The sequence below is a fragment of the Pseudomonas fluorescens genome, assembly GCF_019212185.1.
GTDB lineage: Bacteria > Pseudomonadota > Gammaproteobacteria > Pseudomonadales > Pseudomonadaceae > Aquipseudomonas.
In genome coordinates this window covers 2,516,423-2,528,546 of record NZ_CP078138.1, presented here as the reverse complement: position 1 = coordinate 2,528,546, position 12,124 = coordinate 2,516,423, and the positions used below count along the sequence as shown (strand labels likewise).

Genomic DNA, 12,124 nt, shown 5'->3' with positions numbered 1-12,124 from the left:
TGGGTTGCGGGCTTATTTCATGCCCAGACGTCGGGCCAATTTGTGCAGGTTGCTGGGGTCGATCTGCAGCAGTCGCGCGGCGCTGGCCCAGTTGTCGGCCGACAGATCCAGGGCCTGGCGCACCTTTTCGCGCTGACACTCATCCACCGCATCGCCCAGGGCCTGGAACGGCGCGTCGGCGGGCAATGCCTGCGCGCGCTCGACCGGCGCAGGCTGATTGCTCGCCGCACTGTCGAGATCGAGCACCTGCGGCTCCAGGGTCAGGATCGCCGCACGACTGCTGCCGCGACTGAGTTGCTTGAGCGCGGCGCGGCTGATCACGTGTTCCAGCTCGCGGATGTTGCCCGGCCAGCTGTATCCCAGCAGCGCCCGTTCCGCCGCCGGTGACAGGCGCAAGCCGCGCAGGCCGAGGCGTGCGCGGTTGAGTTCGAGGAAGTGCCCGGCCAGCAGCAATACGTCGTTGCCGCGCTCGCGCAGGGGCGGAATCGGCACCGGGTACACCGACAACCGGTGGTACAGGTCGGCGCGAAACAGGCCATCGCGGATGCTGTCGGGCAGGTGGCGGTTGGTCGCGGCGATGATTCGCACATCGACGTGCAGCGGCTTGTCCGCACCCAAGCGCTGGATCTCGCCGTTCTGCAAAGTACGCAGCAATTTGGCCTGCACGCTCAGGGGCAGTTCGCCGACTTCATCGAGAAACAGCGTGCCGCCGTTGGCCGCATCGAAGCGCCCGGCGCGGTCGCTGCTGGCGCCGGAGAAGGCGCCTTTGACGTGGCCGAACAGCTCGCTCTCGGCCAGCGATTCGGGGAGCGCCGCGCAGTTGACCTGGATCAGCGGCTTGTGACTGCGCCGCGACAAGCGATGCAGGCGCCGCGCAAACAGTTCCTTGCCGACCCCGGTTTCGCCCAGCAGCAACACCGGCAAATCGGCGTCGGCCAATACGTCCAGTTCGTTGAGCAGGCTGTGCAGGACCTCACTCTGGCCGAGGATCTCGCCCTCCTCGACCGGCATCCGTTGATCCTGAGGATCGCTGCGCGACATGCGCAGGCTGCGGTTTTCCTGTTCCAGCCGGGTGACCCGCACGGCGGCTTCGATCTGCAGGGTGCAGCGCTTGAGCTCCTCGCGGGCCTGGCTGTCGAAGGTGCCGGCGTGCAGCGCGTCGAGGGTGATCGCGCCCCAGATCCGGCCTTCCACATACAGGCTCACGCCCATGCAATCGTGGACCGGCAGGGATTCGCCGACGTGGTTTTCGAGCAGGCCGTCGTAGGGATCCGGTAGGCGACTGTCGGGTTCGAACCAGGTTGGCTCGCGGGAGGCCATGATCGCCGCCAGACGTGGATGCTGGGCGATCACGAAGCGCCGGCCCAGGGCCTCGTGGACCAGGCCGACGGTCGCCACCGGCCGCAGGCTGTCCTCGTCGAGGCGCAGCAGGCCCACGGCGCCACTGTTGAAGTATTCGCGCAGGGTCTGCACCAGACGTTGCAACCGCACGGCATTGGGCAACTCGACAATCAGGTCGGCGGCCAGGCTTTCACGCAGCATGGTAGTTATCACCCTCTATGGTGGGATTCACCCTAATGCCTCAGGGTTCAGTTCACCACCGTTAAAAATTATTCCATTGATATCAATCAGTTAAATTTGGCATCTGCTGTGCAATGAGCTTGGGGAACCGTTACAAACCGAGAGGAACCCCTGATGAGCCACAACCTGCTGGAACAAAGCCTGGGCCAACTGGCCTGCGACATTCCCGGTGCCACGCGGATCTTTCACACCTTCAACCTCGACTTCTGCTGCGGCGGCCACAAGAGCCTGCGCGACGCCGCCCTGGGCAAACAACTCGACCCGCAATTGATCGCCGATGCCCTGCAGATCCTGCAAGACAGCGGCGAAAGCCAGGACGACTGGCGCCAGGCGCCGCTGGAACAATTGATCGCCCATCTGCTGTCGCGTTATCACGCCCGCCACCGCGAGCAACTGCCGGAACTGATCCGCCTGGCGCGGCGCGTCGAGCAGGTTCACGGCGCACGCAGCACCTGCCCCAACGGCCTGGCCGAACTGCTCTGCGAAATGCAGCAGGAACTCGAAGGGCACATGTGCAAGGAAGAACAGGTGCTGTTCCCGATGCTGCAACACGGCCTCGGCCCGCGTGCGGCACCGCCGATCCAGGTGCTGCGTTTCGAGCATGATCAACACGGTGAAAGCCTGGAAAAACTGCTGGGCCTGACCCACCAGATCACGCCGCCGGCGGATGCCTGTAACACCTGGCGCGCGTTGTATCGCGGACTGGCGGAATTTCGTGATGACCTGATGCAGCATATTCATCTGGAGAACAATGTGTTGTTCGTCAATGCGCTTGAGGCGCGGCATTGATCGGCTATCGATGAATCTGTGGGGCCTGTAGGGCCCCACAAAACCCTGTGGGCGCCAGCCTTGAGACAGTTCACCACTGCCAATAAAACATCGCCTTGGCGAGCACCACGATCAGCACCATGTGCCCGAGGATGCTGCGGCGGATCCAGGTGGCCCGAGTGGCGCTCAGGCGTCCGTGGGTCAGCCAGTACGCGAGCAGCAGGTAGTGGCCGATGATGCTTAGCGCCAACACTATTTTCAGGCTCAACAAGGTGCCGAAACTGCTGGCCAGCGGCTGGCTCAGGGCGCCGCGGTACTGCCAGGCCAGACCAATGCCGGCGCCATACAACAGCACTACCACCCCATGCAGGACCTTGCGCGAACGCACGGCGATGGCTTGCTCGGCGCCTGCTTGCGAGGTGTCCGACAGTTGCCGGCGAGCGTTGTGCCAGATCACCACTTCGAAGAACAACGTGCCGATGAAAGCAATGGCCGCCAGCAGATGGGTGACCAGTAGATAGGGATACATGAACGAGCCTCTCCTTGAGTGTGCGGGCTTAACCCGGATGTCCATCGACCCGGGTGCGCAGCAGCATCGGCCCATAACGCCAGGCGTACAGCGCGAAGGCCACGGCCCAGCACACACCCGCCAGCCACAACGCCGGCATCGGCAACCACAGGATCAGACCAACCCGACTCAGGCACGCCAGGTTGAGCAGAATGAACGCCAGGCTCATCCCCGCAGGCGGCTGCAATGGCCGGCCGGTGTGGCCGAGGGTGACCCGCGCGATCATCGCCAGCACCAGGCCGCCCATGGCGCCGATAGTCAGGGCGTGCACCGCCAGGCTCGGGTTGATCGCCACGCCGAAATGCCACAGCGCCATGCCCAGGCACGCCACCGCCAACCAGGCGTAGGCCAGGTGCAGCGACCACAACAGCGGCACGCGCCACAGGGCGCGGTCCTGCCAACGCAGCAGGCGGATCAGGTGACCGACCCCTAGCACCGCGAACAGCACGCCAACCCACAGGTTCGGGCTCAGTGCAGGACCTGCGGCGTAGAGGAACGCCACCAGCGGCGAGCCGATCAACAGCAGCCAGTCGAGCCACGGCCATGGCGCAACGGCGTCGACCCGACCGAGACCACGCTGGGTGAAAAACGGAATCACCCGGCCACCGATCAGGCCCATCATCGCCGCCACCAGCCAGATGCCGCTCAACACACCCTGACGCTGCCAGCCTTCATGGCCGGCGCTCAGCCCATACAGGGACAAGCCGTCGGCCAACGCCAGCAACAGCAGGACCACGACAATCGGGTAGTTACGCTTCTGCCGCACCTGCCACAGGCTGATGCCCATCAGTGCCGCCACCGCCAGCGGGAAAGCCAGTTCGAGGACGGCGAGCAGCGCCCAGGGCGCATTGACCAACCAGGCCACCCGCGCCAGTAACCACACCAGCGCCAGGGCGGCCAGGGGTCGGCCGCTGAGTCCGGGGCGGCCGGTCCAGGTCTGTACTGCGGTCAGCAGGAAGCCGGCGATGATCGCCAGGCCGAAGCCGAACAGCAGCTCATGCCGATGCCAGCCCAACCAGCCACCCGCCGGCTGCCAGTCGCTGATCGAACCGCTGAAAGCCGCCAGCCACAGCGGGATCGCCAGCAGCGCCAGCAGGCAACCGGCGAGGAAAAACGGCCGGAAAGCCAGGCGTAACAGCGGCGGGATTGCCATTGCTTTGCTGCGTTCGAGCACTTGCATGTTGCTACTCCTCTGCATGCCCGGCACCTATACGCAGTGCGCGGGTCCATCCGCGTTCGATCATCAGAGAGTAGTGATCGCACGGTGTTGTTGCAGATCAACAGTGCAAGCGTCATGCCTGAGGAGCTTGGCGTTGCAGCGACGGGGGTTTGATCGGGAGCAGCGATTCGCTGACAGGGTAAAAACAACCCTTAATAGTTAATTTTACCCATTTACACAGGGTCATTTTTACCGCATCCACCATAGACCTGTAGGAGCTAGCTTGCTAGCGATGGACGTCAACGATAACGCGCTCTGTCTGGATAAACGCGGCGATCTCGGGTTTTTCGCGAGCAGGCTCGCTCCTACATTGCATTGCGCCGAGGCGACAGATTGCGGCTGGCCCGAGTCTTGCTGAACAGGGTAATCCCAACCCCTTTTCGCTTATCCGGAGTCGTCATGAGCAAAGTCATTCACCCCCTGGCCTGGTTCGTCGTGTTGAGTTCCGTCCTCGCCCTGGCCAGTGGTCTTTCTCTGGGTCTCGTCTAAGCCGAATTTCACTTTCAAGGAAGCCTTGCCATGGTCCTTCACCGCGTCCACCACCAGATCCTGCGCAGCCACCATCTGTTCGAACCCTTGAACGACGAGCAGATGGACCAACTGATGGGCAGCAGCCAGTTGCTCAGCGTCGACAAGGGCGAACCGCTGTTTCGCCAGGGTGAGCCGGCCGATTCGTTTTACTTCGTGATTGCCGGCGCGGTGAAGATTTACCGGTTGACGCCCGATGGCCAGGAGAAGGTGTTCGAGGTGCTCGGCGACCGGCAAACCTTCGCCGAAGCGATGATGCTGATGGACACCTCCAACTACGTGGCCTCAGCCGAAGCCGTGGGGCCGACCCAGCTCTACCGGTTTTCCAACAGCACCTACCTGCACCTGCTGCAAAGCAATAGCCGGCTGACCCTGGCGCTGCTGGGCAAGCTGTGTGTGCGCCTGCATCAGCGGGTCAACGAGATCGAGACCCTGTCGCTGAAAAACGCCACTCACCGGGTAGTGCGCTATCTGTTGACCCAACTGGTGCGCGAGCAAACGGTGGACAGCCATTTCGAGCTGCCGATGGCCAAACAGTTGATTGCCGGGCACCTGTCGATCCAACCGGAGACTTTTTCGCGGATCATTCGCCGCCTGATCGACGAGCAGATCATTACCCAGGATGGCCGGCACATCAGCATCCTCGATCGCCTGCGCCTGGAACAGTTCGAGTGAACACCCTGCCCGTCTGCCTCTACTGCCAACACCCCAACCCCGCCGGCAGCCGCGACTGCCACCACTGCGGCATGCTCCTACCCTTGCATGCAGCCCACGCGGCAAAACAGCGTTTGCGCAGGTTTCAATGGTTTTGTATTGGCCTGAGTGTGTTTTGCGTGGCGATGTTTTTTTGGTTGCCGCGTTAGCCGCTTGCCCCCCCTGTGGGAGCCGACTCAACAGACTTCCGCATCACCCGCAGCTGCCTGAGTATTACGGACACGACTGCGGCTGTGGCAGATGCAGCGGCGTCTTGATCGGGTATTCGGGACTGCCGTAGGCATGGCAGGAGGTGGTGACCTGGAGTTCGTCGCAGGGCAGGAAGTGCACGGTGAGGCCGCAGACTTTTTGGCCGGTGTAGTCGGGGATGGGGACGGATTGGGTGTGTTGGCGTTTGTAGGATCGCATTTCGTCCCTCCAGGCTAAGTACTTCGCCCGATCTGCGTAGCCAGGGAAACCATCGGGATAAGCAACGCCGGTTTCCCACTCAACTTGCACCGTCATTCCCGGTTTCCAGCGCCACGGGGCGACATAACAACAGCCTCCCCCCCCACCTTGATACGGTCCAATGATGTCGACTCCCGAGCGGCCCTCGACGCTAAAACGATTGATCGCCCAGTGCGTGTGATTGATCGCTTCAAGAGAGCCGGCCAGGGCACCTTGAACCAGGAGCATTCCCACCAGTCCGCATGTACCGGCCGCCATTGAGGTCCGCAGAGGGTGCTTGAGCAGCGGTTCGCTCGCTTGAGTCATGCGCAGACAAGCCCTATCAGACCGTTCCATCAACGGCTCCTGCATCTTGCGCGTCATAGGCTGCCCACCGTGCGTCGATGGCTTTCATAACGGCTGCCATACGCTCGGCATCCATGTACGGCGGCTGTTGAGCACGCTCAGCTTCCAATCTGCGCCGACCGGCGTCCTCGGCCAGCAACTGCCCATTCTTTTCCAGGACCAGTACCAGCTCACGGCGGTTGCTCTCGCCGAAGAACACCATGCGTTCGCCGAAGTAGCTGCCCCCGTGTTCGCGTCCCAGCGAGTAAAGAAACCAGGCGCGGGAGTCGTGGACCTGATCGTCGAACAGTGCCCGCAACAAACCGGTTGGTTCCTTGGCGTTGCGGCTTTCATCGACGTTCAAACGCAGGGTTTCACTGACATGGTTGCGCTCGTGTTTCGGCGGTGGGAATAAAAGGCTGACTTTTTCCTTGCCGGCGTTTCTCATCAACTGGCGCTCGACCCGGGCCTCAGGGCTCGCGTGGTTGGCAATCAGCGCCGGGATGATCGCCAGCCGTGCCAGACGAACCACAAAGGGTGTGATGACGCTTGGGTTTCGGTAATCGATGCCGAATTCTTCGGCCGCTTCGCGCAACTGCGTCTGGGCCATGTCGGCGTCGAAGTCCTTGACGCCGGGGGCCAACGGCATTGGCGCAGTGCGCTTGAACTGTTCGTTGACCTGTTGTTCGCGTCGGCTTTTTTCGATGAGTGCCTGCCTTGCGTTCCGGGCAGCTTCGGCGTTTTTTCGATCGGTTGGATCGGCCTCCGTATCGGACGCCTGCGCATAAAAAGGAGTCTGCTTCAGACTGGCGAAAGCGTAGCGGTCGATGCGCCAGGCAGTGATCCAGGCCATCTGCTCGCGCAGGGCTTTTTCGAGGGAGGTAGTGGATGGCAGGGGTTGGTAGAGTTCTGTTTGTTCTGGGGATAGGGGTTGAGATACGGGGAGCAGGCCCAGAGTTACTTCGCGCCAGGCGTTGAATCGGGTCACCAAAGTAGGCGAAACGTTAAACTCCCGCACCAACTCCGGCGCCATAGCACGCCAAATCTCACCACGTATATCACTCGGTAGAACCTCCTCCGGAACCTTAAGCGGCGCTCCATAAGCGAATGCGTCAGCATACATATCGTTCAGCGCGATCTGCGAAAGGAGCAAGCTGTCTCCCATAAGCGCATTTGGACTAAATGCCTTCCCCTGATCCCCCGGCGGATACCCTCCGCCCTGATCCGAATGCACCCCTGGATAAATTACCTCCGTGGAATTTGCCGGATACCCACCACTCTCCTGCCGAATCGACTCCAGCGGAAAACAAAGACGCTGCTCGTGGCTGGCCACGATATGCAGGCAACGCTTGACCAGACGTTCCGGAATCTGTTGATTGCCATCGGCCCAGCTCATATGGCCGGTTGCCCCCGGAAATATATCGGCGAGCCCCACCGACGCCACGGTATCCAGCAAACCCAGGTACTCGACGCTGACGGGTAACGTCAGGTCGCGCAACGCCAAAGACGGCGTTGACGCGGTCCTCGACAACAGGCCGTTGAGCCAATTGACAAAGGCCCGGGCCGCCGCGGCGCCGCGGGAAAAACCATAGACATACAGACGTAGGCCCAACAGTCTCGATCGGCCGGGATGGTAGTCAGACAGCGCAATACGCAAGGGCTTCTCGAGCGCATCGAGCTGCCGGCGAAACTCGTTGGACCTATTGGCGCGTCCCATCGCGGATTCCATTCCCGGCAAGGTGCCCATGGCCTTGACTGCTCGGCTCTGGGCCGCGAAATCCAGACGCGGCAACTCCAAGGCTCGACGCAAGACATCGATCAACATCATCAGCCCCCAGTTCACCCGTTCCTCGCCATACCGGGCGCTGGCTAACCCGAGGGTGGTGTAATCCAGGTCGCCGACCTCCGCAAACGGGGTGCCGACGCCGGGCATGTAGTACTTGAAATAGTCGGCATTGCCGAGCACCGAAGTGTCGAGAAGACCTCGGGCCGTGCTGCCGACATGCCCGGTGCCACCGGCATGACCGGTACCGATACTGGCGCGAAACAGCCGGGCAATATTCGTGGGATGGGTAGGGTTCGCCAGGTACAGATCGTGGTTGAGGTTGTTGCCGGTGCCATCAAAGAACAGGCTGATGTGCAGGGTCTTGCAGCACGGCGGCATCACCCGGCGCCCCGCCGCAACGCTGAGGGCATCATGATAGTCGCGCCCTTGTTCATCCTGACGTCGGAGATTCAGATAAACCTGGTGCGCGTTCTCAGGCAATCGCCCCTGCTCTGGAAATGGCGGTGGATGACAGATACTGGCGTGATTTATTTCGGACATGATTGTGGCTCCGGCAAATTCAACGGTGTCTTGATTGGGTATTCGGGGCTGCCATAGGCATGGCAGGAGGTGGTCACCTGGAGCTCATCACAGGGAAGAAAGTGCACGGTGAGGCCGCAGACTTTTTGCTTGGTGTAATCGGGAACAGCTACTACCTTGCTGTGCTTGCGCTTTTGCGCCTCTATTTTCTCCACCCAGGCCAAATACTGAGACCAGTCCCTAAGACCGGGATATCCTCTTGAACTACCGGCCCCCGTCTCCCACTCAACTCGCACCGTAATCCCCGGCTTCCAGCGTGCAGGCGCCGCATAACAACAACCACCGCCACCGCCCTGGTAGGGTCCGATGATGTCCAGCCCCGACTGGCCATCAACGGCAAATCGATTTATCGCCCAATGGGTGTGATTGATGGCTTGGAGAGTTCCACCCGGCGCGCTCTGCGGGAATATTATCGCTAGAAGAGCGCTGAGCACGACGAGCCCCCCATCGCCACGTATAGGTATGAACATGCTGATTAACTCCTGTTGTCAGAATGAGTGGCGCAGGCCTCGTACACCTTGCTGAGCGTGTACGCCTGCCGATCGGCATCGAGGAACAATCCGCGCTGCGTCGCATCGAGCATGGCCGCGTAACACACCTGAAACCGCTGCTCCGCACTCAAATGAGGTGGGATCGCTGCAGCCAAACTTTTGATTGCCAACGTCGCATCGCTGGCACAGCCCAGCGTTTCCAACTGGCTATCGCTCAATTCGATATGAGAGAAGTCTTCAGGATCTGGCGGCGAATCCGCAGCACCCACCAATCGTCCCGGCAAGCCATCGCGGTCCAGCCAACTCCAGAACACCGCAGGGGACAGCAAGTCCCGCTGTTGCTCGGGTTCAAGCACATGACTGAACAGCAAGGGGAACAACCGTGGGTCGTAATAGCGCAGCAGCCCCAAACACCCGCCATTGCGCGCCTCAAGACACCGAACCAGGTGTGCGGCCAGCGTCTCGAACGGCCATAGTGAGGCCAGCACCAATAGTTGTGACTGGCTTTTCAGCGATTGCACCAGACCGACAAACCACAATCGCTGCAGGGGTTGCGACAGATCGACACGAACCAGCAACGGTGCCAAGTCCTCGGCGCCCTCCTCAGGTAAGCCGCTGAACAACGAGCGCCAGGGCAATGCCGGTTCGACGCTAAGCACACTTGGCAGCAGCGGGCGGGGGCTGCCCGCCTGATCGATAATCACGTCAAGGTAAGTGATGGACGCATCGGCACAGGACGACTCCAGGCGCTCGATCCAGGTATTTACTGCGGGCATAAGTGAGCCTCCGGCAATTTCAACAGGGTCTTGATCGGGTAAGCGAGGCTGGCGGCCCGTGCGCTCTGCGCGAACGCTATCGCCAACAACATGCTGAGTAAGACGACACGACGAGCGTGGCCCCATTGGTCGGAGGTCAAGCTTGGGACAGTGGGCATGATGCAGACCTCCCTGGTCTTTTTCAGAGTGCTCGGGGGAGGTTTTCTCCACCCTAGTTCAAGCGCTGGACAGCTTTCACGAAGGCGATAACGGATGGAATCAGATGATTCCTTTTGGCGCGTGGGAAGTTGCTGTATAGCTTGCACGCAAGAGCTGTAGGATTTTTTCCAGCGTCGAGGGAGGGGGGTCAGGCAATGCAGACGTTGCGTGCGCCGGCCCTATCGCGAGCGGGCTCACAAATAAGTTCGGGGACGGATGCAGTTTCAGAAACAGCCACCCGTTTCAAGGCTGGATCAGCTGCCGATACACCTGCGGCAAGCGCAGCGGCAGTTGCTCGGGTTGGCGAATCAGGGTGTAGCCCTGGGCGCCGAACATGTAGGGCAGGTACGCGCCGGCTTCGCGGTCGATGGTGATGCAGAACGGGATCAGGCCCTGGCGCCGGGCTTCCAGTACCGCCTGGCGGGTGTCTTCGACGCCGTAGCGACCCTCATACAGATCCAGGTCATTGGGCTTGCCATCGGTCAGCAACAGCAACAGCTTGCTGCGCCGCTTGCTCTTGACCAGCAAGCGGGTGGCCTGGCGGATAGCTGCGCCCATGCGCGTGTAGTAGCCGGGCTTGAGACCTTGGATGCGGCCACGGGTGTGATCGTCGTATCGCTGGCTGAAGGATTTCAGCTCCTGCATCCGCACCTGCTGGCGACGCAATGAAGAGAATCCGTACAGCGCGAAGTCATCACCCAATCCCGCCAGGGTTTCACCGAACAGCAGCAGGCTGTCGCGGATCACCTCGATCACCCGCTGCTGGTCGTTGAGGTGAGCGTCGGTAGACATCGACAGGTCCGCCAGCAACAGGCACGCCAGGTCGCGGCGGGTCTGCCGGCGCTCCATGAACAAACCACGCTCGACGCATTGGCCCTGCTCGCGCTGGACGCGAAAATCCAGCCAGGCCTGCAAGTCCAGCTCCGCGCCCTGGGGCTGCTGGCGCAACCACTGCCGGTCGTTGCGCAGATGGGCAAACTGGCGCCGCAGTTTCTGCGCCGAGGCCTTGAGCCGTGTCGGCAGCGGCTGCGCCTCCGAGTCGCGGGGCAGCATCATTTGCAGGTTGACGAAGTCCTCTTGCAATTGCTGCTTGCGGTAGTCCCACTCCGGCAGCTTGATGCCCTGCCCCAGCGGCACATCGTCGACGTCCGCCGGCGGCAGGTCGAGGTGCAATTTGAGACCGCCGCCCTTGCGCAGCCGGGTTCGAGACAGGGTCAGCTCATCGAGATCATCGGCGACCCGCGCGGCGTCCGGGTCTTCACCGTCGTCGACCCAACGATCCAGGTCGACGTGTTCGGTCCAGCTGAACAGGTTCTCCAGGCGCACCACCAGCAACCCGCCATCGCGACGGGCGTCATCGATGCGCGTGGCGCGCTTGCGACCGGCTTTTTGTTCACCGGGAGCGGTGGTCAACGACTCCTCTGAATCGTCGCCCAGATCTGCCGCTTGCGGGCTGCCCAGCTGCTGCGCCGGGTACAGCCACAGCGGCAGCGGCCAGGCGGAGCGTTCGCTGCGGGGAAAATGCTCGACACTGCCGGGCTCGCGCAGCGCCTGACACAGCGCCCGCTCCAGCGCCGCTTCGTTTGGTTTTAACGACGCCGGATCGGGGCGTAACAACAAGTGCGCTTCGACCAGCCGCTGATAGCGCCCGCGCAAGGCCGGAAAGCGCTGCAACAGCTGCAACGTCCAGCGCTGGTTGTCGCGCCCCCAGTGCTGCATCGGCCCGGCCTGTGCCGCCAGCAAGGCCAGCCAGCGATAGAGTTCCTGATTGAGGGCAACCTCGGGGAACACCGCCAGGCTCGGTGGCAAGCGCAAATGCGCCGGATCACACCAGGCCAGCGGCACTTGCCGGCAGGTCCCGGCGATTTGCTGCAGCAGGTTGCGTCGCAGCAGCAGATCGCGCTCGCTGGCCGCTTCCAGGGCGATCCCGCCGGCCCCGCCCATGGCGCGAAACAGCAACGCCAGGGAGCGTTGCTGATCGAGTAACTCGACCCGCGCCTCGGGAAAATCCACGCTGGCGCGGCGGGTGATGAAACGGTGCCAGACACTGCCGACCCATTCTTCCAGTTCGACGCTGAAGGCCATTTTGGTTGCCTTATTGCAGATCCGAAAACGGCCCGCTATACCAGCCGGGCCAACCCTTTC

The 12,124-nt window shown here is 61.9% G+C and carries 11 protein-coding genes; 3 read left to right on the top strand and 8 right to left on the bottom strand.

All coding sequences use genetic code 11. The features are described 5' to 3' along the window. Nucleotides 1-12 precede the first annotated feature (12 nt). Nucleotides 13-1,542, bottom strand: coding sequence for a nitric oxide reductase transcriptional regulator NorR (gene norR, locus KW062_RS11585; RefSeq protein ID WP_105756007.1), 1,530 nt, complete (start codon nt 1,540-1,542; stop codon nt 13-15). A 153-nt stretch (nt 1,543-1,695) separates the two neighbouring features. Between norR and ytfE the strand changes: the two genes are divergently transcribed. Then, the gene (ytfE, locus tag KW062_RS11580) at nt 1,696-2,370 is read left to right on the top strand and encodes an iron-sulfur cluster repair protein YtfE (RefSeq protein ID WP_027620456.1); all 675 of its coding nucleotides are present in this window, start codon (nt 1,696-1,698) and stop codon (nt 2,368-2,370) included. 70 nt (nt 2,371-2,440) lie between these two features. Here ytfE and KW062_RS11575 read toward each other — a convergent pair whose 3' ends face one another. After that, nucleotides 2,441-2,878, bottom strand: a complete 438-nt coding sequence (locus tag KW062_RS11575; RefSeq protein ID WP_105756006.1) for a CopD family copper resistance protein — start codon at nt 2,876-2,878, stop codon at nt 2,441-2,443. 28 nt (nt 2,879-2,906) lie between these two features. Then, nucleotides 2,907-4,097, bottom strand: a complete 1,191-nt coding sequence (locus KW062_RS11570; protein WP_105756005.1) for an NnrS family protein — start codon at nt 4,095-4,097, stop codon at nt 2,907-2,909. A gap of 558 nt (nt 4,098-4,655) precedes the next feature. Here KW062_RS11570 and KW062_RS11565 point away from each other — a divergent pair. Then, a complete protein-coding gene (locus KW062_RS11565) occupies nt 4,656-5,339 on the top strand; it encodes a Crp/Fnr family transcriptional regulator (protein WP_027620459.1) in 684 nt (227 codons plus the stop codon). After that, nucleotides 5,336-5,527: a protein DnrP gene (locus KW062_RS28880; RefSeq protein ID WP_081786409.1), complete on the top strand. Its 192-nt coding sequence runs from the start codon at nt 5,336-5,338 to the stop codon at nt 5,525-5,527. The genes KW062_RS11565 and KW062_RS28880 overlap by 4 nt, the downstream gene beginning before the upstream one ends. A gap of 64 nt (nt 5,528-5,591) precedes the next feature. Here the strand turns inward: KW062_RS28880 and KW062_RS11560 are convergent, their stop codons facing one another. From KW062_RS11560 to KW062_RS11540, 5 genes are all read right to left on the bottom strand, one after another. Then, on the bottom strand, nt 5,592-6,053 hold the full coding sequence (locus tag KW062_RS11560; protein ID WP_371321433.1) for a DUF3304 domain-containing protein: 462 nt from the start codon (nt 6,051-6,053) through the stop codon (nt 5,592-5,594). A gap of 94 nt (nt 6,054-6,147) precedes the next feature. Next, nucleotides 6,148-8,475, bottom strand: coding sequence for a T6SS phospholipase effector Tle1-like catalytic domain-containing protein (locus tag KW062_RS11555; protein ID WP_105756004.1), 2,328 nt, complete (start codon nt 8,473-8,475; stop codon nt 6,148-6,150). Beyond that, nucleotides 8,463-8,984, bottom strand: a complete 522-nt coding sequence (locus KW062_RS11550) for a DUF3304 domain-containing protein (protein WP_218424839.1) — start codon at nt 8,982-8,984, stop codon at nt 8,463-8,465. Before KW062_RS11550 ends, KW062_RS11555 begins: the two co-directional genes overlap by 13 nt. A gap of 5 nt (nt 8,985-8,989) precedes the next feature. Beyond that, a complete protein-coding gene (locus tag KW062_RS11545; RefSeq protein ID WP_218424837.1) occupies nt 8,990-9,781 on the bottom strand; it encodes a DUF4123 domain-containing protein in 792 nt (263 codons plus the stop codon). Between the two features lie 441 nt (nt 9,782-10,222). Continuing rightward, nucleotides 10,223-12,064 (bottom strand): nitric oxide reductase activation protein NorD, encoded by a 1,842-nt coding sequence (locus tag KW062_RS11540; RefSeq protein ID WP_105755673.1) that lies wholly within the window; start codon nt 12,062-12,064, stop codon nt 10,223-10,225. Nucleotides 12,065-12,124: the final 60 nt, after the last annotated feature.